Source organism: Chlorobium sp. N1 (assembly GCF_004332115.1).
Taxonomy (GTDB): Bacteria; Bacteroidota; Chlorobiia; order Chlorobiales; family Chlorobiaceae; genus Chlorobium.
Genome location: NZ_SJPA01000001.1, coordinates 622,513 through 644,326, shown reverse-complemented (window position 1 = coordinate 644,326; position 21,814 = coordinate 622,513). Strand labels below are relative to the sequence as shown.

The following is a 21,814-nucleotide window of genomic DNA, read 5'->3' as shown; positions in this document are numbered from 1 at the left end:
GAACTATAACGAACCCCCCGCATAAAAAAGGGGGGCACTGCTATGAAGAGTTTTATTGATGCCGTCAAGGACGGCAGAAAGGGAATGGTCATCCGCAACTCGGTGTTTCTGCCGTTCCACTGCGAACTGCTGAGCATCTGGGTCGGCAAGGAGATGTCGCTCGTCTCGGCGCCCGACGTCATCAGCGATCTTTCCGATTGCGGACAGGTTGCGGTGAGGGAAGGGGAGTCCTATACGAACATCGTCCTGAAGCGGTGGGGCGATCTGCCGAAGGAGCTCGGCCATCACAAGGGCCACATCATCCTGCATGCGGCTGAAAAGGGCGCTGACATCTTTGCGCCCGGCAATCTCCACTACATCAGGATCGGTTTCATCGACCACGGAAAAGAGCTCTCGCTGGAGATCATCGACGATCCCTTCGATCTCTGAAGAGCGTTGTATGCGGGAGCCTCAGGGCGTCGTGCCTTTCAGGCTCTCGCTGACGGCGTGCTTGAACTCCTTCGAGATCTTGAAGGTCGGCACGTTCTTCGGCTCTACCGTCACCTTCTCGCCGGTCCTGGGATTGCGGGCCTGGCGGAGGTTCTTGTAGCGGATGTTGAAGGATCCGAACCCGCGGATCTCGATGCGCCGCCCCGCCTTCAGCGAGTCGATGATGCTTTCGAACAGCGCGTCGACCACCGTCTCCGTCTCATTTTTGGTCAGGCCTGTCCTGTGGGCAATAACATTGACCAGGTCCGCTTTCGTGGTTGTGTTTCCCATAGTTGGTACGACTTGGGTTATTGTTTGCGAGACAGTTACTTAAACCATAAACGAAGGGCAACAATTCCGGTGAAGACCGCAAAGGCGCGGCGCAGCATCGGGCCCGACAGATGGGTTGCGATCCGGGCGCCGAAGTACGCCCCTGTGAACAGCCCCAGGGCGAGCAGGAGCCCGAGCCAGACGTTGTCCATCGATATCTTCCCCTCACGATAGTATTCCAGCACACCGAGGATGCCGACCGGCAGAAGAAGGGCTACGAGCGACGTGGCGCTGGCGGTCTGCTGCGTCATGCCGAGGAGCAGCACCAGGGCCGGCACGATGATGATGCCGCCCCCGATGCCGAAGAGGCCCGAGAGCACGCCGGCCGAGAGGCCGATGAGCAGCATCGATACATTCTGCAGCAGCTGGTTCTCCATCACTCCGCCGACATCTTGAGCACTTCCTGGCGGATGCCCGTGATTTCGCCGATCTCTTCTGCTCCGAGGGACTCTTTTTCGATGAGCCGCTCGGCCAGGCGCTCAAGCATCTCGCGGTTCTCCCTGAGGATCTTTTCTGCGTTCTGCATGCAGCGGACGATGATCGTACGCACCTCCACGTCGATCTGCAGCGCGGTCTCCTCGCTGTACTCGCGCACGTGCGAGTAGTCCTTGCCGAGGAAGACCTCCTTGTGGCTGTCGCCGTAGTTGATCGGTCCGAGTTTTTCGCTCATGCCCCACTCCCGAACCATTTTCCTGGCGATCGAGGTCGCTTTCTCGATATCGTTGGCCGCTCCGGTACTGGTTTCGCTGAAGACGATCTCCTCCGCCACACGTCCTCCGAGCGCGTAGGTGATCATGGCCTCGAGGTACTCGCGGTTCTGGGTGTAGCGGTCCTCGAGCGGCAGGTACGCGGTAAGTCCGAGGCTCCGGCCGCGGGGGATGATGGTGACCTTGTGGATCGGGTCGGACCCCTTGGTGTGGAGCGCGACGAGCACATGGCCGGCTTCGTGGTAGGCGGTCAGTTTCTTCTGCTCGTCGGAGATGTACATGCTGCGCCGCTCCGGGCCCATCAGGATCTTGTCGCGGGCCTGTTCGAAATCCTCGGCGGTTATGAGATCCTGGCCCTGGCGGGCGGCAAGCAGCGCCGACTCGTTGACGAGGTTGGCCAGATCGGCCCCCGAGAAGCCCGGCGTGCTTTTGGCGATGATGGAGAGGTCGACGCCCGCCTCGAGCGGGGTCTTTGCCGTATGGATCCCGAGTATCGCCTCGCGGCCGCGGATGTCGGGCTTGTCGATGGTGATCTGGCGGTCGAAGCGCCCGGGGCGCAGGAGCGCCGTGTCGAGCACATCGGGACGGTTGGTGGCGGCGATGAGGATGACGTTGTCGCTCGTCGTGAAGCCGTCCATCTCGACGAGCAGCTGGTTGAGGGTTTGCTCGCGTTCGTCGTGTCCTCCGCCGAGGCCTGCGCCGCGGCTGCGGCCGACCGCGTCGATCTCGTCGATGAAGACGATGCAGGGGGCGTTCTTCTTTGCCTGTTCGAAGAGGTCGCGCACTCGGGCCGCTCCGACGCCGACGAACATCTCGACGAAGTCCGCGCCCGATATCGAGAAGAACGGAACTTTCGCCTCACCGGCAATCGCCTTGGCAAGCAGCGTCTTTCCGGTGCCGGGAGGGCCGAGCAGGAGAACCCCCTTGGGGATCTTGCCGCCGATTTTCTGGAACTTCCCGGGACTCGTGAGGAATTCGACCGTCTCCTGCAGCTCCTCGACCGCCTCGTCGACACCGGCCACGTCCTTGAAGGTGGTCTTGACGTCGAACTCCGAGACCATCTTGGCCCGGCTCTTGCCGAAGCTGAAGAGGTTTTTCTGCCCGGCGTTCTGTCCGTTCATGCGCCGGATGAAGAAAAAGTAGATGGCCCCGAAGATGATCCAGGGCAGGAAGAGCACGAGAACGGTGTAGATCCCTCCGCGGCCCTCCTCGACCTTCACGCGGATGCCCTTCGTGGCGAGCATGTCTACCTGCTCGACGCCGAAGGCGGGCAGGCGCACCGAGAACCGGTCGGACTCGACGGTGGTGTCGTCGGTAAGCTGCAGCTCGGCGGGCGCCTTCAGCCGGCCCTTGAGAACGACCGACTTGTCCTCGAGCGTCTGCACGTCGATTTCCGAGACCGACCCTTCGTCGACGAGGGCGCGGTAGCTGTTGTAGATGATTTCGGGGCCGCCTGGCGCAGGGGGGAAGCGCTGCAGGGCGAAAAGCGCGACCAGGCCGATCACGAGGAAGAGCAGGATGCGGGGCAAAGGGGCCTTGGGGCCCTGGCCGCCCGGCGTCCAGCCTGGATCGCCGCCGCCGTCGCGGACCGGCTTGAATCGGTTGCGGGAGCTGTCGCTCCCCGGGGGTTTCACTGGTGTCTCGGGCATGGATGGCGTTTTGCTTAGGGGCAAAATGTAACTTACGACGTCACAAGTAATTAAAAGTAAAACTGCGATGGAAAGCAAAAAGTTTATTTGCCGGCGGGCTTCCCTGTGCAAAAACAGGGAGTTTTTCTTAAATTCAAAGCTCTTAGCTCCGGGCCTCCCCTGGTCCGGCGGCGCCGCACTCAACTCACTGTCAAATCTTTAACAGCCAATGCACATGGTCGGTAAAAGGGTCAGAACCAGGTTCGCTCCGTCTCCAACAGGGTATCTTCACGTCGGCGGACTCCGCACCGCCCTCTACAACTACCTGTTCGCCAGGAAAATGGGCGGCGACTTCATCATCCGCATCGAGGATACCGATCAGAGCAGGAAGGTCGAGGGGGCGCAGCAGAACCTCCTGAAGACTCTCGAGTGGGCGGGCCTCGTGCCGGACGAAAGCCCCTCGAAAGGCGGCGATTTCGGTCCCTACCTCCAGTCGGAGCGGCTCGAGATCTATGCCGGGTACTGCCGGCAGCTGCTCGAGGATGGCAACGCCTACTACTGTTTCGCGACTTCGGAGGAACTCGACGAGAACCGCCAGCTGCAGATGAAGCAGGGCCTCCAGCCGAAGTACAACCGGAAGTGGCTGCCGGAGAGCATGGGGGGGACGATGCCGGAGAGCGAGACGAAGAAGATGCTCGAGAGCGGCGCACCCTACGTCATCCGCATGAAGGTTCCCGACTATGTTTCCGTCTGGTTCGAGGACATCATCCGCGGCCCCATCGAGTTCGACTCGGCCACCATCGACGACCAGGTGCTCATGAAGTCCGACGGTTTCCCGACCTACCACTTCGCCAGCGTCATCGACGACCACCTGATGGAGTTCACCCATATCATCCGCGGCGAGGAGTGGCTTCCCTCCATGCCGAAGCATCTCCTGCTCTACGAATTCTTCGGCTGGGAGCCGCCGAAGTTCGCGCACCTTCCCCTCCTGCTCAACCCCGACCGCTCGAAGCTCAGCAAGCGCCAGGGCGACGTGGCCGTCGAGGACTACATCAACAAAGGATACAGCCGGGAGGCGATCGTGAACTTCATCGCCCTGCTCGGCTGGAACGAGGGCGAAGGGTGCGAGCAGGAGGTCTACAGCCTCGATGAGCTGGTCGAGCGCTTCAGCCTCGAGCGCGTCGGCAAGGCCGGCTCGATCTTCACCATCGACAAGCTCAACTGGCTCGAGAAGCAGTACATCAAGGAGCGCCCTGTCGCCAAGATCATCGAGACCATCCGTCCGATCCTGGAGGAGGAGCTCTCTTCGAAAGCGTGCCTGCTTGATCGACAGACCATCACCTCGGACGCCTACCTCACGGAGGTCGTCGAGCTGATGCGCGAGCGCGTGGGCTTCGAGCACGAGTTCGTGACCTTCTCCTCCTACTTCTTCTTCGAGCCGGAAAGCTGGGAGGAGGAGGCCGTTAAAAAACGCTGGAAGGCGGACACCAACCAGCTGCTCGCGGAGTTCCTCCCCGTGCTCGAGACCCTGCCGGACTTTACGGCCGATGGCATCGAGGCGGCCCTCAAGGCCTTCGTCGAGCCGAAGGGGCTGAAGGCTGCCGAGCTGATCCACCCGCTGCGCATCCTGGCCTCCGGCGTGAGCTTCGGCCCGAGCCTCTATCATATGCTCGAGGTGCTCGGCCGCGAGGCGGTGCTGCGCCGCATCCGCAAGGGAATGGAGTGCATTTCGGTTCCGGCCTGAGCGGCCGGGCTTCGCAGCGGGGCTCCTGAAGGGGTCCCGCTTTTTTTCTCTTTTCCTTTTTGGAGGTTCTGGAAAACTTCCTATATTATCGCCTCTCAAGCGAGAATGAACGATGGACAGATAGCTCAGTTGGTAGAGCAATGGACTGAAAATCCATGTGTCGGGGGTTCGACTCCCTCTCTGTCCACCATCCGGCCGCAGGCGGCCTCTCCCCGGACACGGGGCGCCGCCCTCCCGCCAGCCGGCATGCGTGCAACCCCCATATCCATAGCGCCTCCACCAGCCTTTCAGGAGCCCGAACCTCATCATCCTCCGGTATGAACATCACCACTGAGCCTGCTGAGGAGAGATGGCATGACCTGCAGGATCCCGGTGCGTACGAGTGGTGGTATTTCGACATCGAAGACCCCCAAAGCGGCGTTTCGATCGTCGTCATCTGGTTCGCCGGGTTTCCCTTTTCCCCTTCATACCAGGAGCACTACGAACGCTGGCAGCGCAACGGCGCCGGCGGTTCCGACGGCGCCCCGGCCCCGCTCGACTACGCCGGCTTCAGTTTCCAGCTCTACGAGCAGGGGCGCGAAACCATCAACTTCATCCGCGAGGGGCGCCGCGGGCTCTTCGAGAGTTCACGCACGGCCGTCGGCGCCGCCTTCGAGAAGAGCCGCTTCACCTACGATGCGCTGAGGGACGAGTACCGGCTTTCGATCGACTTCGACTTTCCCGCACGGCAGAAGTCGGTGCAGGCCGAGCTCCTCTTCAGCGCGTGCCGCACGGTCGACTACCGCCGCCGGGACGGCAACAACGAGGGGGCCGTGCCCTGCCACCAGTGGCTGCTCAGGGTCCCGCGCGCCGAGGTCAGCGGGCGGGTCGAGGTCAGCGACGCCCGGCCGGGTGTGGCGTCGCGGCGCATCGAGGTCCGGGCCGACGGCTACCACGACCACAACCTCGGCACCATGCCGATGCAGGAGTACATCTCCCGCTGGTACTGGGGCCGGGCCTTCTCCGAGCGGGTCGACGTCATCTACTACGTGATCTTCTTCCGCAACCCCGCCTTCAAGCCGCTCACCCTCCTCATGCTCGGTGACAACCTCCGGGGCGGCACCGTCGTCCGGGACGGCGCCGGTTTCAGCGAGAGCCGTTTCACCCGGGGGTTCTTCGCTCCTCCGCACGGCCGTGAGCTCCGGATCACCGACGGCGACGTCGCGATCACCATCGACCAGCAGCGGGTGCTCGACGCGGGGCCATTCTACCTGCGCTTCTCCTCGAGCATCAGCCTCGAGCTCGACGGCGAGCGCATCGACGGGCTCGGGGGGATTTCGGAGTTCCTCAGTCCTGTCCGGCTCGAGTCCCGCTTCATGCGTTTCTTCACCCGGAGCCGGGTCTGGCGCGACGGGGAGGAGTCCGCCATGTACCGGAGGTATAATTTTATTAAAGATCGATTGGATTGGTTTAAACGGTAGAATTTGGTAAATTCTGAGTTTGTTCGCCGTCGCCTGCAGGGAGAGACGCCACGAACGTGAGGGCGGGCGTTGCGGCACCTGTTTTCTTACTTCATAACAATAGCTTTTAAAAGGAGATACATTGTAATGGCACAACAAGGTAATTTCAAGAGCCCGTCCAGGATGGGTGCCCTTGAAGGTGGTGCACCGGCCTCTTCATCGGGATCGGTTCCCGGCGGAAAAGCGCGTGAAGAGGGTCTGAAGGGCGTTGATTTCGAGCGCCGCGGCTTCCTCGGCAAGGTTGTCGGCGGCGTCGGTGCGGCCGTTGCTGTTTCGACTCTCTATCCCGTCGTCAAATTCATCATTCCCCCCGTCCGTGAGATCAAGGAGGTCAAGGAGATGGTCGTAGGAAAAGCTTCTGAGGTGCCCCTCAACAGCGGCAAGATTTTCGCATTCAACAAGGACAAGGTCATCGTCATCAACGACAACGGCACGCTGACCGCCTGCAGCGCAGTCTGCACCCACCTCGGCTGCCTCGTCCGCTGGGAAGACAAGGACAATCAGATCTTCTGCCCCTGCCACGGTGCGAAGTACACCCAGACCGGTGAAATCATCTCGGGTCCGCAGCCCCTTCCCCTGGCTCCCTTCGGTGTCCGGGTAGAAGGCGACGACCTCATCATCTCGATCGTGTAATCTCAAACTTTTGCTGAAAAACAAGGGAGTCTGGAAATATGGCTGAAAACAATCAGAATGCCGGTGCGGGCAATGTGCCGCCGAAGCCGAAACCCGCTGCACCGGGAGCCGCAAAGCCGGCAGCTCCGGTAGCCGCAAAACCTGCTGCGGCAAAGCCTGCAGCGCCTGCGGCAGCGAAGCCCGCCGCCGCCAAACCCGCCGCCGCACAGGGCGGAGTCTACAAGCCGCCGGTAGAGCGCGCCGACACGAATCCGTTCAAGGATTCGAAGGTCAGCCCCGTCGGTGCATGGTTCCAGGAGCGTTTCTACGTCCTTGAGCCCGTCATCGCCTACCTGAAGAAGAAAGAGGTTCCGAAGCACAAGCTGTCGTTCTGGTACTACTTCGGCGGCCTCACCCTGTTCTTCTTCATGATCCAGGTGCTGACCGGCCTCCTGCTTCTGCAGTACTACAAGCCGACCGGCGCAGAGGCGTTCTCCTCGTTCGTCTTCATCCAGAAGGAAGTGCCTTTCGGCTGGCTCATCCGCCAGATCCATGCATGGTCTGCCAACCTGATGGTCGGCATGGCCTTCATCCACATGTTCAGCACCTTCTTCATGAAGTCCTACCGCAAGCCCCGTGAGCTCATGTGGGTAAGCGGTTTCGTGCTTCTCGTCCTCAGCCTCGGGTTCGGCTTCACCGGCTACCTGCTGCCCTGGAACGAGCTTGCATTCTTCGCTACCCAGGTCGGAACCGAGGTTCCCAAGGTCATGCCCGGCGGCGCCATCCTCGTCGACATCCTCCGCGGTGGCGAAGAGGTCAGCCCCGAGACCCTGACCAGGATGTTCTCGCTGCACGTCGTGCTGCTTCCCGGCCTGCTTCTTCTCGTCCTTTCCGCACACCTTCTCCTGGTGCAGGTGCTCGGTACCTCCGCACCGATCGGCTACAAGGAGTCCGGCATGATCAAGGGCTACGAGAAGTTCTTCCCCACCTTCCTTGCCAAGGATGCCATCGGCTGGCTCATCGGCTTCGGTCTCCTTGTCTACCTGTCCGCAGTCTTCCCGTGGGAGATCGGCGTCCAGGCTGATCCGCTCGGTTCCGCACCGGTCGGCATCAAGCCGGAATGGTACTTCTGGGCGCAGTTCCAGCTCCTGAAGGACTTCACCTTCGAGGGCGGTGAACTCATGGCCATCATCCTCTTCACCATCGGAGCCGTCGTATGGGGCGCAGTGCCGTTCATCGACAGGAAGGCTTCGCGCGAAGAGAAGAGCCCGCTCTTCACCATCTTCGGCCTTCTGGTCCTCGCTTTCCTCGTGATCAACACCTACAGGGTCTACGCTGAATACAGCGCGCTCTGAGCCGCTCACGAGAACGGCAACATCCCCAGCCGCCCCATGCACCACGCACGGGGCGGCTTTTTTTGTGCCCGTTCCGATTCCGGGTTCAATTTCTGGTCGTTGGGGAGGGAGGGTCCGGCGTTTCCGCCCCGGTTCCTTCTTCTGCCGTCAGCCCTTCTCCGCCCGCTCCCTCTTCTTCCCTGGGGAGTTTCGTCCCCCGAGTTCGTCGATGCGGGTTTCCTTCCACAGGGGCTCACCGCCGAAGTAGGCTGCGCGGCCGATGATGTGGGCGGCCACGGGGGCCGTCAGGAACAGGAAGAGGATGATGGCGATGGCCCGGGAGGCGATCCCGAAATCCTGCCAGTAGAGGATGGTGCCGAGCAGCACCAGGCCGATGCCGAGCGTGGAGGCCTTCGTGGTGGCCGACATGCGCGTGTAGAGGTCCGGCATCTTCAGGATGCCGACCGCCGAGAGCAGGATGAACAGGGTGCCGAGCAGCAGCAGGGTTCCGCTGAGGAGTTCCGTCATGGTGCATTCCTCCTTCCGAGATAATAGGCGAACGCCACCGTGCCGAGAAAGGCCAGAAGCGCCACGATGATGCCCACGTCGAGAAACGTCGTGGTATTCTTCTGGATCGAGTAGACGGCGATGAATGCGATCGCGTTGGCCGAAAGCAGGTCGAGCGCCACGATGCGGTTCTCGATCGAGGGCCCGATGACGAGGCGCACGAAGATGATCAGTATCGACAGGCCGATGAAGATCACCGACAGCTGTACGGCCCACTCCATGAAGCTCATCGCATCACCTCCAGCAATCTTTTTTCAAGTCCCTCCTTCAGCGCGCTCCTGAACCGCCCGGCATCCTCGACATAGAGGGCGTGCACGTACAGCGTGCTGCGGTCTTCCGAAACGTCGAGGCTCAGTGTGCCGGGCGTCAGGGTGACCAGGTTGGCGAAGAGGGTGATTTCGATATCGCTCTTGACGTCGAGCGGAACGGCGATGATGCCGGGTTTCATATAGTTCTTCGGCGTGACGATGTCGAATGCCACTTTCAGGTTGGCGATGAGGAGCTCCTTGAGGAAGTAGAGGAAAAAGCCGAGCACCTTCGGCAGCTTCCGGAAATACCGGCTTTCCTTCCATGCCGATCTCGAGAGCCACAGGAGCGCGTATCCGATCACGAGACCGGCCGAGAACGTGGAGGCGCTGACCTCGCCGACGAGCAGCATCCAGGAGATGGCCAGCAGCAGGTTTATCAGGAACGGATTCATTGAGCACCTCCCAGTGCCGCAGCGATATAGCGCGCAGGGTCGAGGAGCTCCCGGGCGGCGTGGTCGACGAGGGCGAAGACGGGTTCGAACCAGAACCCGAACGCCACCGTCACCAGTGCAAGCATGACGACCGGCGCAATCATCATGGCCTGCTTTTCCGGCCCGAGATCGTGGAAGGAGGAGTCGGCAGGATCATGGCCGCTATCGGGGTGTTCCTTCCAGAACCCCTCGTTCCAGATCTTTATCATCGAAAAGAGCGTCAGCATGCCGACGCCGAGGGCGATGCCGGCAAGCGTCCAGTGGCCCGTCTCCATGGCTGCCCGTATCACCAGCAGCTTCGCCCAGAAGCCGGACAGGGGAGGGATGCCCGCAAGGCCGAGGGCCGGAACGAGGAACAGCAGCCCCAGGAGGGGGAACGGGCGGTAGAGCCCCCCGATCCGGCGCAGGTCGTAGGATCCCCCGAGGCGCTTCATGATCCCGGCCATGTAGAAGAGGTTGGTCTTGGCGGCGATGTTGTGCAGCATGTAGAACAGTCCGCCGGCCACCGCCAGCGGCGAGTGGATCGCAACCGCGAATACCATGTAGCCGATCTGGCTGATGATGTGGAAGCTGAGCAGCTTGCGCACGTCATACTGCGCGACCGCCCCGAGCACCCCCGTCACCATGGTGAACCCTCCCGTCCAGAGGAGCAGCCGGTGGGCCAGCTCGGCGTCCTCGCCGGTGAAGATGGTCGTGAAGAAACGGATGAGCGCGTAGACGCCGACCTTGGTGAGCAGGCCGGCGAACATGGCCGATACGGCGACCGGCGGCGTATGGTATGAGGCCGGAAGCCAGAAGAAGAGCGGGAAGAGGGCCGCTTTCACCCCGAAGGTGACGAGGAAGAGCACCGAGACGACCTGCATCAGTTCGCGGTGCTCGACATGGGGGATCCTGAGTGCCAGGTCGGCCATGTTCAGGGTGCCTGCCATGCCGTAGAGCATGCCGGTGGCCGCCAGGAAAATCGCCGAGGAGAGCAGGTTCAGCGTCACGTACTTGATCGCACCCTCGAGCTGCCGGGGGGTGCTTCCGAGGACCAGAAGCACGAACGAGGAGATGAGCATCACCTCGAACCAGACATAGAGGTTGAAGACGTCGCCCGTCAGGAATGCGCCGTTGACGCCCATCAGGAGCAGCTGCAGGAGCGGATGGTAGAAGTGGTGCTCCCTCGTCTTGTCGACGGCGCCGAGGGAGTAGATCGCCGTGGTGAGCCCGATGAGCGCGGCGGCGCACGTCATGACTGCCGAAAGGGTGTCGGCGACGAAGGCGATGGCGAAGGGGGCGTCCCAGCCTCCGATCCGGAGCGCCATCGGGCCATCCGCCACCACGCTCTGGAGCATGAAGCCGGAGGCTGCGGCAAGCAGCAGCGTCGAAAAGAGGTTCAGCGCCCGGTGCGCGGCCGTCCTGTTCGCAAGCAGGAGCATGAGTATCGCCGCCGCAAACGGAATCAGCACCGGCAGGATGGGCAGGATGCTCATGGGTTTTCCTCCGGAAGCCGGTCTGTCGATCTCATCTCGTCGAGGTCTTCGGTGCCGAGCGTGCGGTAGGTCCGCTTGAAGAGGACGATGGTGAAGGCCTGGACTCCGAATCCGATGACGATCGCCGTGAGTATGAGGGCCTGCGGCAGGGGGTCGGCAAAGGGTTCGACGGCCTGCATGGCCCCTTCCTCCACGAACGCCGGCGCTCCCTTGCAGAGGCGCCCCACGGTAAAGATCATGAGGTTGGCCGCATGGCCGAGGAAGATCAGCCCGAAGATCACCTTCACCATGCTCCGCCGGAGCATGAGGTAGATGCCGGCGGCATAGAGCACGCCGGTGATGATGGCAAGAAGAAGGGTCATCTCGTGGCGTCCTCCTCCGCAAGTGCGAAAATGATGGTGAGCGTCATGCCGAGCACCAGGAGGTAGACTCCGATATCGAAGAGCAGGGGCGTGCCGATCTTGCCGACGGGGCTCATGGTGTCGATCCAGATGCCGGTCATGAAGGGTTTTCCCGCCAAGAGCGACGGGAGGGTGCTCAACAGGGCCGTTGCCAGGCCTGCCGCCACGATCCGCATGGGATCGGTGCGCAGGACGGAGCGTGCCGCATCGATTCCGTTCGCGATAACGTAGAGTGCATAGGCTGCGGCTGCCACGAGCCCGCCGGCAAATCCTCCGCCCGGTTCGTTGTGCCCCCTGAAGAGCAGGAAGACCGAGAACATCAACAGCAGCATCAGCAGATAGCGCGATGCCGTCGCAAGGATGATCGAGTTCATGGCCTCCGTCCCTCCTCCGGCCCCGGCTTCAGGAGGGCCAGGACTCCGAGCGCCGCGATCGCCAGCACGGTGATCTCCCCGAGGGTGTCGATCGCCCTGAAGTCCACCAGGATCACATTGACGATATTGCGTCCTCTTCCTTCCGGCACGCTTGCCGCCGCATAATACTCCTTCAGTTTCGAGGAGAGATCGAACGAGGTGGCCAAAAGGATGGTCATCGTCATGAACAGGCCGGCCGATCCGGCAATGATGGCGTCGCGAATCCTGTTCGAGGTGCTCGAGAGGCTGACGAACTTCGGAAGGCGGTAGAGCACCAGCACGAAGAGGATGACGTTGAGGGTTTCGATGGCGAAGGTGGTGAGCGCCACGTCCGGCGCGCCGTAGATGACGAAAATGATGCCGATCGAAAATCCCACGACGCCGAGCGCCACGATCGACTTCAGTCGGGACTGCGAGGTGACGAGCATCCATGTGGCCACAATGATGATGATGCCGAGCGCCGCCTCATAGAACGTGATGGAAACGTCCGGCACGATCCTGACCCGGTCGGCCGCCTGGTAGAGCGCATAGGCGGCTGCCGAGAGGGCGGTGATCAGCACGATCTGGATGTAGTTGCGGAGGTAGCCGTTCTGCAGCAGGGCGGTCTGCAGTCTGGCCGATTTCAGCATTCCTCCCACCAGGGCTTCGTACCATGAGGAGGGCTTCATGAGGGCGGGCGCCCTGAACCCGTCGAGACGTTCCTGCAGGGCGTTGCGGAGCCGGTAGGCCACTCCCCCCGCCAGGAGGGTGGCGAGGCTGAGGAACAGCACCATGTTGACGCCGTGCCAGAGCGTGATCTTCAGCCCGATCTTTTCCGAGAGGATGCTCAAGGCGGACTGGTCGAGGAGGGTTGAGATGAAGAGGTCCGGGAACAGGCCGAAGAGCAGGCCGAGAACGGCAAGCAGCCCCGGCCCGAGAAGCATCTTCAGGGGCGCTTCGTGCGGATGTTTCGGCGTGGCGCGGGCTTTGCCCCAGAAGGGCCTGAATCCCACAAGGAGCGTGACCATCACGATAAAGGCGTTGGCCGTCACGGCCGCCGCGATGAGGGGGATGCCCCAGGTGTCGAGCTCGAGGATCGACTTGTAGACGGTCTCCTTGCCGATGAAGCCCACCAGCGGGATCACCCCCATCATCGAAAAGGATGCGAGCGCCGCGGTGGCCGCCGTTATCGGCATGGCGCGGCGGAGTCCCCCCAGGCGTCGGACGTCCCGGGTGCCGGTCTCATGGTCAAGCGTACCGGCCACGAGAAAAAGTGTTCCCTTGTAGAGCGAATGGGCGATGAGGTAGATGAAGAACGCCTTGATGGCAAGCGGCGAGCCGATGCCGAGCAGAAGCATGAGGGTGCCGAGTACCGAGAGGGTGGAATAGGCAAGCAGTTTCTTCAGGTCGGTCGCACCCAGCGCGAGCACCGAGGTGAAGAGCATGGTTGCGGCTCCGGTGGCGAGCAGCGTGTCCTGCCAGAGCGGCGTTCCGCCGATCTCGTGGTTCATGCGGGCGACCAGGTAGATGCCGGCCTTGACCATGGTCGCCGAGTGCAGGTAGGCGCTGACCGGTGTCGGCGCTTCCATGGCGTTCGGGAGCCAGAAATGGAACGGGAACTGCGCAGACTTCGTGAACGCCCCCAGCAGCATCAGCACGACGATTGCCGGATAGAGCGGGTGGGCGGTGATGAGGGCGTTCATGTCGTACATGTCGGCGATCTCGAAGCTCCCCGTCACCTCTCTGAGCAGGATGAAGCCGGCCAGCAGCGCCAGGCCGCCCCCGCCGGTGACCAGGAGGGCCTGGATGGCTGATTTTCTCGATGATTCCCTCTGGTGGTTGAAGCCGATCAGAAGGAATGAACTGATGCTGGTGAGTTCCCAGAAGATGAAGAGCAGGATCGTGTTGGCGGAGAGCACGAGACCCAGCATCGAGGTCATGAAGACGCCGATATAGAGGAAGAAGCGCCCTGCATCGGGGTACTCCTTCATGTAGGCTCCTGCATAGAGAAAGACCGCCGCTCCGATGAGGGTGATGATCATTGCAAAGGTCAGGCTCAGCCCGTCAAGCGCAAACGAGAGGTTCACGCCGAGCGACGCAACCCAGGGAATCGACTCCCGGACCACCATGCCTCCGGCAACCGTCGGATAGTGCCAGAGCAGCCCCAGGAACATCGAGAGCGGGAAGATGAGGGCGATCCAGCCGAAATTCTCCCTGAAGCGCCGGTGCAGCAGCGGCGCGATGGCTGAGGCGAGAAAGCCTATGGCAAGCAGGATTGACACGGTGGGCTGTGGCGCTGTTGGGGTTGTTGTCGGTGCGAAGCGCAGGGATCGATATGCGCCTTCTTGTTGTGCAATACGGAACTTCCTGTACACGAACAGCGGGGAGCGCGGGAGGGTTTCCCGGAGGGCGGTGATTTTTCATGCGGAGGGCCCTCTCGGCGAGGCGCTCCGGCTTGCGGCGGAAAAGGGCCGCTCCCGGGGCCCCTTCCGTCGCTCCGGCGGTTCTTCAGGCCGCTCCGCCCCTGAAGAGCGATCCCAGCTCGTAGCCGGCCAGGAACGCCCGCATGTCGAGCGTTTCGATCGCCTCCAGCCATGCGGCCGTGGGGACTGCGTCTGTTTTTTTCGTTGTCGGCGCATCGCTCCCTTCGGCCTCGCCCCGAGTGAGCACTGCGCGGAGGGTGAGCCAGGCGGCGAGCATGGCAAAGCGGTGTTCGCGGAACCAGTGCTTCTGGTGGTGCTCCTCGAGCTGGAGCATCCGGTCGAGGTGGTTCGATCCGCTCCGGCGGATCGAGCGCATGGCCTCCAGCGCGGCTTCGGCCAGCCCTTCAGGCACCGGATCGGGTGCAGGGGATGCGAGGCAGGAGACGAGCTCCGCGATGCCCTCTCCCGGAACCGAGCAGAGGGAGCCTTCGCCGTAGAGCGCGCCGAGCGTTCCCTGGAGCAGCCAGTCGTCGACGAGGTTGCGCTGCAGCTCGCCGTTTTCGCCAAGCATCTCCTGCACGGCTTCGAGCAGGATCCAGTGGGCGGCAAGGGTTCCGTAGGCCGTGGTTTCGGACTCCTCCCCGTTTTCGATGCCGAGCGCTGCCCGGAGCTTTTTTGTGTCGGGCTCGAGTTTCAGCCCGGCCTCGATTTCGGCTGCTTTCGTGAAGCGCCGGGCAGCGAGCCCTTCGACCGCTTCGGGCACCTCGAGCGGCTTTTCCATCAGCGAGCTGAACTCTCTCGAAAGGTCCCTGAGCAGGGCGGCGGTGAGGGCCCGGAATCGCTCGGCGTCCGCCGCCTTCCGGGAAGGACGGGGAGCGCATTCGAGGGTTTCGCGCATCCTGCGGTGGAGCGGCGAGAGGCTGATTTCGAGCACGTCGTGCTCTATCGACTCCGTGCCCCGGCCGTCGAGCTGGCGGGCCAGGCGGTCGTATGGCCTGAGCCTGGAGGGGCGTACCTCGCGGAAGTCGAGGAAGACGTTGTACTTGTAGCCGTCGAGGGCCATGAAGAGGCCCTGCTCCCTGATCTCGCGGACCGAACGGATGAACTCCAGGCCGCACGACTGGTCGCGGAAGACGACGTAGGCGTCGTGTTCGTCTGTGAGGGCGAGGCCGTCTCCGAGCGAGCTCTGCCGGATCTGGCCGTCGCGGAGGTACCCGACCGAGGTCTTCACCCATCCTGTCGCCCGTTCGAAACTGTTGTTGTAGATGACGAGGGCGCGCTCGCCGTTATGCATGTTCGAGTAGGCAAAGACGTTCTCGTTGACCGATCCCTCGGGGGAGTAGACGTCGTAGAGGTAGAAGTTCTGCACCTCGGCGAAGAGAGGGCGCTTCTTCATGATCGGGAAGATCTCCTGGTAGTGCCGCCAGACGAGGTGCCCGTCGGGCTGTTCGTCGTAGTAGGCCTTCGCGTATTCCATGCCGTACTTCTCGGTGAACCCCTCGACCTGGCCGTGGCCGAACATCGGCAGGCCCGGGACGGTGAGCATGACGATGCAGACGCCGAAGTACTTGTCGCCCCGTCCGAACTGCGCGATGGCGGTGTCCTCGTCGGGGTTGTTCATGAAGTTGACGTAGCGCTTGAGGATCTCCGGGTCGAACTCCAGGGTGTTCTTGATGAGGTAGCGGTAGCTGGCGTTGTCCTCTTTCTTCAGCATGTGCATGAAGGCGCTGTTGTAAACGCGGTGCATGCCGAGCGTGCGCACGAAGTAGCCCTCGAGCATCCAGAACGCTTCGGCCAGCAGCAGCGTGTCGGGCACCTCCTGGTGGATGCGGTCGACCACCTCCCGCCAGAACTCCTCGGGGATGGCGGCGTTGAACTCGGCCATGCTCATCGAGTAGCTCGAGCGCGACGGGACGGCCGCGCTCTGGCCGTGGAGCGGGAACCAGAGCCGCTGGATGTGGCGCTTGGCAAGCACCATGGCGGCGTCGAAGCGGATGATCGGGAACATCCTTGCCACATGGAGGATCTGCTGGATGACGGCTTCACGCACCTCGGCCGAGAGGAAGTTGAGCTGCGCCGTGTCGTTCCACGGCATGTTCGTGCCGTCGTTGCCGTGGTAGATGTAGCGGGTGTCGCCGCTCGTGTGGTCGATGCGCTTGAAGGTGACCGCGGCGTCGGTGCGGTTCCAGTAGCCGTCCTCGAGCTGGATGGTGTAGCGCGGGTCGGGGCTCAGGTTCGGTCCGGTGTACGAATAGTTGTAGTAGGGCGGGTTCGATGCCGAGAGGAACCAGTCGGGCCTCTCGCGCACGAGCTCCGAGTCCATGCCGGTATGGTTCGGAACCATGTCGCTGGCCAGGCGTATCCCGCGCTGCATGGCGCGGTGGCGGAGGTTTTGGTAGCCTTCGTATCCGCCGATGTCGTCGGAGATGTCGTATTTCTCGAGGGCGTAGGCCGAGGCTTTCGCTTCGGGGTTGCCCTGCATCTGCTTGATTTCGCGCGAGGCGTGGCTGCGCTGCCAGAGGCCGATCAGCCAGAGGGCGGTGAAGCCCTGAGCGGCGATGCGGTCGAGCTCTTCGTCGGGGATGTCCTGCAGGCGGTGCACTCCGCGGCCGTAGGTCTTCGAGAGCTGGTCGAGCCAGACGTAGGTGCTCTTGGCGAGCATGACCACCTCCGGCATCCAGCTCGAGTCGCTGGAGTAGTTGGCCGGTCCGTCGTCGAGAGAGGAGTAGTCCGGCACGAAGGCGTCCTTGTCGAAGAAGGCGTACTCGTGGCGGCCCTGTTCGCGTGAGATGCGTTCGAAAAAGAGGTACTTGTCCTCGTCCTCGATCAGCTCGATGGCGCCGGAGAGCAGCTCCCAGAAGGACGAGCCCTCGAGCAGCTCCGACCAGTTGAGCCGGATGTAGCGCAGCTGCTCGAGGATGGAGTCGGGGGCGTGGCGCATGGGCCGGGTGAGCAGGGTTGCGAGGTCCTCGTTGTCGGGGCCGACGGGGCCCATGGCCTGCATCGAGGACTGGAGCGCGAGGATCAGTTTGCGGTAGGCCTCCTGCCGTCTGAGTTCACTGTCGCTGATGAGCGCCGAGAAGGGCTCGAGTGCCGGGTTCTGGTTGTTGAGCCAGACGAGGAAGGACTCTTCGACAAGGTTGATCCGCTCTTCGGGGCGGCTGAGGGCATCGGCCGGGCTTTCCGCTCCGGTGAAGACCCCTGTGGTCGGGAACGTGGTGAGGAAGCGGGCCAGGTAGGCGGCCGACTGCTCTTCGGAGAGCTCCCGGCTGAACCGCCCGTAGGCTTTTTCGAGCAGGTCGGGCTCCCGGCGTGCGATCGAGCGGGCCATCACGAAATGGAAGAGCTCGTGCAGGAGTTTCATGCCGTGGAGCTGGGCCGGCAGTATCGGTTTTGCCGCACCCTGCTGCTCCTTTTTCAGGTAGTCGTTGATGACGGCTGCCTGCCGTTCTGCGGCCCGGAGGCTTCCTGAACCCGTCGCGGGGAGGGAGAGGAAGTCGGGGTCGGTGAGGTGGAAGAGCTGCCGGGCCTTCCTGTTGACGTAGAAGTGTTCCTTTGTGAGGGCCTCGGGCAGGGTGTTCTTGATGGTCATAGTCTCTGGTGCAGCGGCGGCGCACCGCAGCGGGTTGTGGTTTGCGTGCTCCACCGCGGTGCACGACGGTCTTCAGAAGGTCATCGGCAAGGTACGCAATTTCCCCGACAAGTCGCCCTGCGGCGCACGATTTCGGGGCTCGGGCGCCCGGCGCAGGCCGGCAAGCGGAGGATGGCCTTCAGTTCTGCTGTACGGGTGCTTCCGGCGTTTTGCGGAACCGGCTGTCGATGTAGCGCTGCAGGTAGCTGACGCCGAGCTCCTTTGCCGAGCGGATGAGCTCGAGCCGGATGTCCGGGAGGACTGCGCTCCTCTGCGCCATGGGGGCCAGGGGGGCCTGGGGGAACTCCTGCTGCTCGGGGTGTTCGGCCGGGGAGCCGCCGCCCCTGAGCATCCTGCCGGTGAGGAAGCCGACGGCGAGGGCGCCGAAGGCCGCCTGCCAGGGGTGCCGGCGGACCATTTCGACGGGGGAGATCTCCTTTTCCAGGCGTTCCTGGAACCTGCCCGCCCGCTCCCTGATGTCGCGTTCCCGTTCGGCGATGGTCTCCTGCAGTGCTTCTATACGTGCCTGTACGCTTTCGAGATGCTCGTTCTTCTTAGTCATAGAGGGAGATGATGAATTTCTGGATCAGGTCCTTCAGCAGGTTCGGCCGGAACCGGGTGAGGAAGACGAAGGCTCCGATGAAGACGAGGCTGACCGAGAGGAACCCGAGCGAGACGTGCCCCGTCAGCTCTCCGACGAAGAATGCGATCGTGGTTACCAGGTATGCCGCTCCGGCAACGAGGATCACGGCGATGACAAGAACGGCCGTCAAGATCGCGAGCTTCTCTGAGAGTTCGATCTTGATGAGCTCCATGCGTGCGTCGACGATCGTCTTGACGTCGTCAAGGGTCGAGCTGAGGGTTTCGTCGAGGAGTTTCGGAATGCCCCCCTTCCGCCTGTCCGTTCCGGACTCTTTGGTCGGTTTCATGCGTCTTAGCGGCGCCTGCCGAGGATGAGGCCGAGAAGCACTCCTGCGCCGAGGGCGTAGAGCAGCGACGGGCCGGGATTCTTTTGGATGTAGTCCTTGGTCTCCGCCGCTCCCTCGAGCAGCCGGTCGTAGGATTCGCTCTCCCTGAAGCGGCTGAAGGCATCGGAGAGCGAGTCGCTGATCTCGCGGATGGATTCGGGGATACGGCCGTCAGCCGAAGCTTTCGACGATGCTGCGGCGTCGTCTGCGCCGTGGATGATGACCGGGACGTCCTGTTCCATAGGTGAAGGAAAAAAGTTGTAGGTGGTTCCAGTGCAATATATGAAAACTCCCCGAAGGGGTTCGGGGAAAAATCTCAGTCGAGCAGCCTCCCTCCGTCGACGGCGAGGACCTGGCCGGTGACGTAGTCGCTCTCGAGCAGGAAGAGGAGGGCGCGGACGATGTCGAGCGGGTCGCCGAGCCGGCCGAGCGGGATGCGCCTGAGCATCTCCTCCTCCGTCTCCATCTCCTTGCCGGGGTTGAGCGTCACGGTACCGGGCGCGATGGCGTTGACGAGGATGCGGGGGGCGAAGGTCTTGGCGAACACCCTGGTCAGGTGTACCACGCCGGCCTTGGCCACCGTGTAGGGGGCGAAGTTCTTCCAGACCAGGTCGGCCGAGACGTCGGCCATGGTGATGATCTTCGAGGTGAAGGGCTGCTTCTGCATGATCCGCACCGCCTCCTGCATGGTGAAGAAGGTGCCCTTCAGGTTGGTGTCGACGAGGCTGTCCCACTCCTCTTCGGTGACCTCCGGCAGGGGGGTGGCGAAGAAGTTCGAGGCGCTCGCGATGAGCAGGTCGAGCCGGTCGAACTTTTTTCTGAAGGCCTCGAAGGCTTTTCCGATCTCCTTCGGCTTCGAGGTGCTGCAGCGCACCATCTCCGATTCGGGGCTGATCCATCGGATCTTTTCGAGCAGCTCGAGGGCTTTCTTCTCCGAGGCGTGCCAGGTGAAGAAGATGGTGTATCCCTGTCCGGCCACGGAGAGGGCGATCTCGCTGCCGAGCCGGCCGGTGGCCCCGGTCATGAAGCAGACTTTCTTTCCCGGTTGGGTCATGTGCTTGCGGTTGGGTGCGTTAGGTCTCCTGTGCTGCCACTCCTTCAAAAGTAGCAAACGGGTTCCTGAAATAAAAAGTTGATGCGGCCCCCCCTCAGAGCAGGCGGCGGAAGGAGGACGCCTTGATGGCGGCGAACACGGTCGCACCCTCCCTGACGCCGAGCTCTTCGGCGGCATCCCGGACGATTTCGGCCACCAGGCGCCGGCCTCCCGATTCGAGCACGACCCCTACGCGGTGGTCGGCAGCGAAGCGTTCGGCGACGCGGCATTCGAGGAGGTTGCGGGCGCTGATGGCCTCGGGGTGGTTGCGGAAGAGGATGATGTCGCGCGAAGAGAGTTCGTAGAGTGCGCTTCCTCCGTTCCGGCCGTCTGAGATCTGCAGGCAATTTTCGCCCCACCGGTATCGGAAGAGTCCGTTTTCGGGTGACGCTCCCGAGAGCTGCAGGAGGTTGGTGTAGCCTCTGCGGTTTTCGGCCATGGCGCTGCGTGCCAGGGCGTCCGGGGAGCACTCTCCGGTAACGGTGCCTCCGTGGATGGTCAGGACGCGGTCGGCCAGGAGCTGCATCTCGATGACCGAATGGGAGATGAAGAGAGCCGGAACGGCAAACTCCTCGCTTACGCGTTTCAGGTAGGGGATGATCTGGAAGCGGAGCGTGTCGTCGAGCGCCGAGAGCGGTTCGTCCATCAGGAGCAGGCGGGGGTTTGCCAGGACGGCGCGGCCGAGGGCGACCCGCTGTTTCTCGCCTCCCGACAGGGTTCCTACCCCCCGCTGCATCAGTCCTCCGAGCCCGAGCGCGTCGATGAGCAGGCCGGGGTCGATGCGCCGGTGTTCGGATTTCGTGCGCCGGTAGCCGTAGAGGAGGTTCGAGCGGACGCTCAGGTGGGGGAAGAGGGCCGCATGCTGGAAGACCAGCCCCACACGCCGCTTTCGAGGGCTGAGATTCACCCCCCGGCTGCTGCTGAAGAGGCAGTCGCCGTCAAGGAATATTTCCCCGCGGTCGGGCTGCAGGAGCCCTGCGACCAGGTGGACCAGGGTGGATTTCCCGCTGCCCGACTGGCCGAAGATGCCGATCGTACGCCCTTCGACCTCGGTGGCGGCCTCGAAGCGGAAGCTCCCGAAATCTTTTTCGGCCTCGAAGCGGAGTTTCATCTCTGCCTCCTTCCGGCCAGGCGGCTGGCGAGGTTTTCGTGGAGGAAGAGGACGACGACGGAGATGGCTACCGATACCAGGCAGAGCGAAAGCGCCATCGAGGTGCTTGCCGGCGAGGCGGCGTAGTCGTAGATGGCCAGCGGGATGGTCTGCGTCAGGCCGGGGATGTTGCCGGCCACGATGATGGTGGCCCCGAACTCGCCGAGGCTCCGGGCGAACATGAGCGACGATCCGGCAAGGATGCCCCGCATCGAAAGGGGCAGGACCACCGTCAGGAGGCGGTCGTGCCAGGGGGCGCCGAGGGTCTGGGCGGCCTGGATGAGGCTGGGGTCGATCGACTCCATGCCGAGCCGTATCGAGCGGACCAGGAGCGGAAAGCCTACGGTCGCGGAGGCGATGACCGCCGCTTTCCAGGTGAAGATGAGCTGGATGCCGAGGGTATTGAGCAACGGGGCGGCCCAGCCGTTGCGCCCGAGGAGGAGGAGCAGCAGGAAGCCGATGACTACCGGGGGGAGGGTGAGCGGGAGGCTGACGAGGACCTCGAGCAGCGCCTTGCCGCGGAACTCCCTGAATGCCAGCACCCAGGCTACGGCGAAGCCCGGCACGAGCGAGCAGGCCGTGGCGACGATGCCTACCTGGAGGGAGAGCCTGATGGCCTGGATGTCTTCGGGGGTCAGCTGCATGCCGGTGTG

General features: G+C 62.9%; 22 protein-coding genes and 1 tRNA gene. 6 read left to right on the top strand and 17 right to left on the bottom strand.

Translation table 11 applies throughout. The features are described 5' to 3' along the window. Positions 1-42 precede the first annotated feature (42 nt). Complete coding sequence (locus E0L29_RS02930) at positions 43-429, top strand: hypothetical protein (RefSeq protein ID WP_131354364.1); 387 nt, start codon at positions 43-45, stop codon at positions 427-429. 21 nt (positions 430-450) lie between these two features. Here E0L29_RS02930 and E0L29_RS02925 read toward each other — a convergent pair whose 3' ends face one another. From E0L29_RS02925 to ftsH, 3 genes are read right to left on the bottom strand one after another with little or no spacing between them, the layout of a single operon-like run. Then, a complete protein-coding gene (locus E0L29_RS02925) occupies positions 451-759 on the bottom strand; it encodes an HU family DNA-binding protein (RefSeq protein WP_131354361.1) in 309 nt (102 codons plus the stop codon). 35 nt (positions 760-794) lie between these two features. Next, positions 795-1,175, bottom strand: a complete 381-nt coding sequence (locus E0L29_RS02920; protein ID WP_131354358.1) for a sulfite exporter TauE/SafE family protein — start codon at positions 1,173-1,175, stop codon at positions 795-797. Then, entirely contained in the window at positions 1,175-3,154 is a 1,980-nt protein-coding gene (ftsH, locus tag E0L29_RS02915) for an ATP-dependent zinc metalloprotease FtsH (protein WP_131354355.1), read from the bottom strand. The genes E0L29_RS02920 and ftsH overlap by 1 nt, the downstream gene beginning before the upstream one ends. Positions 3,155-3,368: 214 nt before the next feature. Here ftsH and gltX point away from each other — a divergent pair, with 214 nt between their 5' ends. The 5 genes from gltX to E0L29_RS02890 all read left to right on the top strand — a co-directional run bounded on the left by gltX (position 3,369) and on the right by E0L29_RS02890 (position 8,343). Beyond that, positions 3,369-4,877: a glutamate--tRNA ligase gene (gene gltX / locus E0L29_RS02910; protein WP_131354352.1), complete on the top strand. Its 1,509-nt coding sequence runs from the start codon at positions 3,369-3,371 to the stop codon at positions 4,875-4,877. 114 nt (positions 4,878-4,991) lie between these two features. Continuing rightward, positions 4,992-5,067, top strand: a tRNA-Phe gene (locus E0L29_RS02905). Positions 5,068-5,194: 127 nt separating this feature from the next. Continuing rightward, complete coding sequence (locus tag E0L29_RS02900; RefSeq protein WP_131354350.1) at positions 5,195-6,337, top strand: carotenoid 1,2-hydratase; 1,143 nt, start codon at positions 5,195-5,197, stop codon at positions 6,335-6,337. A 126-nt stretch (positions 6,338-6,463) separates the two neighbouring features. Further along, entirely contained in the window at positions 6,464-7,009 is a 546-nt protein-coding gene (locus tag E0L29_RS02895) for a Rieske (2Fe-2S) protein (RefSeq protein ID WP_131354347.1), read from the top strand. A gap of 38 nt (positions 7,010-7,047) precedes the next feature. After that, the gene (locus E0L29_RS02890; RefSeq protein WP_131354344.1) at positions 7,048-8,343 is read left to right on the top strand and encodes a cytochrome b N-terminal domain-containing protein; all 1,296 of its coding nucleotides are present in this window, start codon (positions 7,048-7,050) and stop codon (positions 8,341-8,343) included. Between the two features lie 147 nt (positions 8,344-8,490). Here E0L29_RS02890 and mnhG read toward each other — a convergent pair whose 3' ends face one another. From mnhG to modB, 14 genes are all read right to left on the bottom strand, one after another. After that, positions 8,491-8,850, bottom strand: coding sequence for a monovalent cation/H(+) antiporter subunit G (gene mnhG, locus E0L29_RS02885; RefSeq protein ID WP_131354341.1), 360 nt, complete (start codon positions 8,848-8,850; stop codon positions 8,491-8,493). Beyond that, positions 8,847-9,119: a monovalent cation/H+ antiporter complex subunit F gene (locus E0L29_RS02880; RefSeq protein ID WP_131354338.1), complete on the bottom strand. Its 273-nt coding sequence runs from the start codon at positions 9,117-9,119 to the stop codon at positions 8,847-8,849. The genes mnhG and E0L29_RS02880 overlap by 4 nt, the downstream gene beginning before the upstream one ends. Beyond that, entirely contained in the window at positions 9,116-9,589 is a 474-nt protein-coding gene (locus E0L29_RS02875) for a Na+/H+ antiporter subunit E (protein ID WP_131354335.1), read from the bottom strand. Before E0L29_RS02875 ends, E0L29_RS02880 begins: the two co-directional genes overlap by 4 nt. Continuing rightward, positions 9,586-11,103 carry a Na+/H+ antiporter subunit D gene (locus tag E0L29_RS02870; protein WP_131354332.1) on the bottom strand — a complete coding sequence of 506 codons (1,518 nt, stop codon included), beginning with the start codon at positions 11,101-11,103 and terminating at the stop codon, positions 9,586-9,588. The genes E0L29_RS02875 and E0L29_RS02870 overlap by 4 nt, the downstream gene beginning before the upstream one ends. Next, positions 11,100-11,465: a Na+/H+ antiporter subunit C gene (locus E0L29_RS02865; RefSeq protein ID WP_131354331.1), complete on the bottom strand. Its 366-nt coding sequence runs from the start codon at positions 11,463-11,465 to the stop codon at positions 11,100-11,102. Before E0L29_RS02865 ends, E0L29_RS02870 begins: the two co-directional genes overlap by 4 nt. Further along, a complete protein-coding gene (locus E0L29_RS02860; protein ID WP_131354328.1) occupies positions 11,462-11,878 on the bottom strand; it encodes a Na+/H+ antiporter subunit B in 417 nt (138 codons plus the stop codon). The genes E0L29_RS02865 and E0L29_RS02860 overlap by 4 nt, the downstream gene beginning before the upstream one ends. Next, a complete protein-coding gene (locus tag E0L29_RS02855; protein WP_131354325.1) occupies positions 11,875-14,178 on the bottom strand; it encodes a putative monovalent cation/H+ antiporter subunit A in 2,304 nt (767 codons plus the stop codon). The genes E0L29_RS02860 and E0L29_RS02855 overlap by 4 nt, the downstream gene beginning before the upstream one ends. 226 nt (positions 14,179-14,404) lie before the next feature. Continuing rightward, entirely contained in the window at positions 14,405-17,911 is a 3,507-nt protein-coding gene (locus tag E0L29_RS02850) for an alpha-amylase family glycosyl hydrolase (protein WP_131354322.1), read from the bottom strand. Positions 17,912-18,089: 178 nt separating this feature from the next. Continuing rightward, positions 18,090-18,512: a hypothetical protein gene (locus E0L29_RS02845; RefSeq protein ID WP_131354319.1), complete on the bottom strand. Its 423-nt coding sequence runs from the start codon at positions 18,510-18,512 to the stop codon at positions 18,090-18,092. Beyond that, entirely contained in the window at positions 18,505-18,879 is a 375-nt protein-coding gene (locus tag E0L29_RS02840) for a phage holin family protein (RefSeq protein WP_131354316.1), read from the bottom strand. Before E0L29_RS02840 ends, E0L29_RS02845 begins: the two co-directional genes overlap by 8 nt. Before the next feature lie 5 nt (positions 18,880-18,884). Beyond that, positions 18,885-19,160, bottom strand: a complete 276-nt coding sequence (locus E0L29_RS02835) for a hypothetical protein (RefSeq protein ID WP_131354314.1) — start codon at positions 19,158-19,160, stop codon at positions 18,885-18,887. A 74-nt stretch (positions 19,161-19,234) separates the two neighbouring features. Then, the gene (locus E0L29_RS02830) at positions 19,235-19,972 is read right to left on the bottom strand and encodes an SDR family oxidoreductase (protein WP_131354312.1); all 738 of its coding nucleotides are present in this window, start codon (positions 19,970-19,972) and stop codon (positions 19,235-19,237) included. Positions 19,973-20,066: 94 nt separating this feature from the next. Beyond that, entirely contained in the window at positions 20,067-21,122 is a 1,056-nt protein-coding gene (gene modC / locus E0L29_RS02825) for a molybdenum ABC transporter ATP-binding protein (RefSeq protein WP_131354310.1), read from the bottom strand. After that, complete coding sequence (gene modB / locus E0L29_RS02820) at positions 21,119-21,805, bottom strand: molybdate ABC transporter permease subunit (RefSeq protein WP_131354308.1); 687 nt, start codon at positions 21,803-21,805, stop codon at positions 21,119-21,121. Before modB ends, modC begins: the two co-directional genes overlap by 4 nt. Positions 21,806-21,814 lie beyond the last annotated feature (9 nt).

Coding starts and splice junctions, on each gene's coding strand:
- E0L29_RS02930 (WP_131354364.1), top strand. CDS start 43: ATGAAGAGTTTTATTGATGCCGTCAAGGACGGCAGAAAGGGAATGGTC.
- E0L29_RS02925 (WP_131354361.1), bottom strand. CDS start 759: ATGGGAAACACAACCACGAAAGCGGACCTGGTCAATGTTATTGCCCAC.
- E0L29_RS02920 (WP_131354358.1), bottom strand. CDS start 1,175: ATGGAGAACCAGCTGCTGCAGAATGTATCGATGCTGCTCATCGGCCTC.
- ftsH (WP_131354355.1), bottom strand. CDS start 3,154: ATGCCCGAGACACCAGTGAAACCCCCGGGGAGCGACAGCTCCCGCAAC.
- gltX (WP_131354352.1), top strand. CDS start 3,369: ATGGTCGGTAAAAGGGTCAGAACCAGGTTCGCTCCGTCTCCAACAGGG.
- E0L29_RS02900 (WP_131354350.1), top strand. CDS start 5,195: ATGAACATCACCACTGAGCCTGCTGAGGAGAGATGGCATGACCTGCAG.
- E0L29_RS02895 (WP_131354347.1), top strand. CDS start 6,464: ATGGCACAACAAGGTAATTTCAAGAGCCCGTCCAGGATGGGTGCCCTT.
- E0L29_RS02890 (WP_131354344.1), top strand. CDS start 7,048: ATGGCTGAAAACAATCAGAATGCCGGTGCGGGCAATGTGCCGCCGAAG.
- mnhG (WP_131354341.1), bottom strand. CDS start 8,850: ATGACGGAACTCCTCAGCGGAACCCTGCTGCTGCTCGGCACCCTGTTC.
- E0L29_RS02880 (WP_131354338.1), bottom strand. CDS start 9,119: ATGAGCTTCATGGAGTGGGCCGTACAGCTGTCGGTGATCTTCATCGGC.
- E0L29_RS02875 (WP_131354335.1), bottom strand. CDS start 9,589: ATGAATCCGTTCCTGATAAACCTGCTGCTGGCCATCTCCTGGATGCTG.
- E0L29_RS02870 (WP_131354332.1), bottom strand. CDS start 11,103: ATGAGCATCCTGCCCATCCTGCCGGTGCTGATTCCGTTTGCGGCGGCG.
- E0L29_RS02865 (WP_131354331.1), bottom strand. CDS start 11,465: ATGACCCTTCTTCTTGCCATCATCACCGGCGTGCTCTATGCCGCCGGC.
- E0L29_RS02860 (WP_131354328.1), bottom strand. CDS start 11,878: ATGAACTCGATCATCCTTGCGACGGCATCGCGCTATCTGCTGATGCTG.
- E0L29_RS02850 (WP_131354322.1), bottom strand. CDS start 17,911: ATGACCATCAAGAACACCCTGCCCGAGGCCCTCACAAAGGAACACTTC.
- E0L29_RS02845 (WP_131354319.1), bottom strand. CDS start 18,512: ATGACTAAGAAGAACGAGCATCTCGAAAGCGTACAGGCACGTATAGAA.
- E0L29_RS02840 (WP_131354316.1), bottom strand. CDS start 18,879: ATGAAACCGACCAAAGAGTCCGGAACGGACAGGCGGAAGGGGGGCATT.
- E0L29_RS02835 (WP_131354314.1), bottom strand. CDS start 19,160: ATGGAACAGGACGTCCCGGTCATCATCCACGGCGCAGACGACGCCGCA.
- E0L29_RS02830 (WP_131354312.1), bottom strand. CDS start 19,972: ATGACCCAACCGGGAAAGAAAGTCTGCTTCATGACCGGGGCCACCGGC.
- modC (WP_131354310.1), bottom strand. CDS start 21,122: ATGAAACTCCGCTTCGAGGCCGAAAAAGATTTCGGGAGCTTCCGCTTC.
- modB (WP_131354308.1), bottom strand. CDS start 21,805: ATGCAGCTGACCCCCGAAGACATCCAGGCCATCAGGCTCTCCCTCCAG.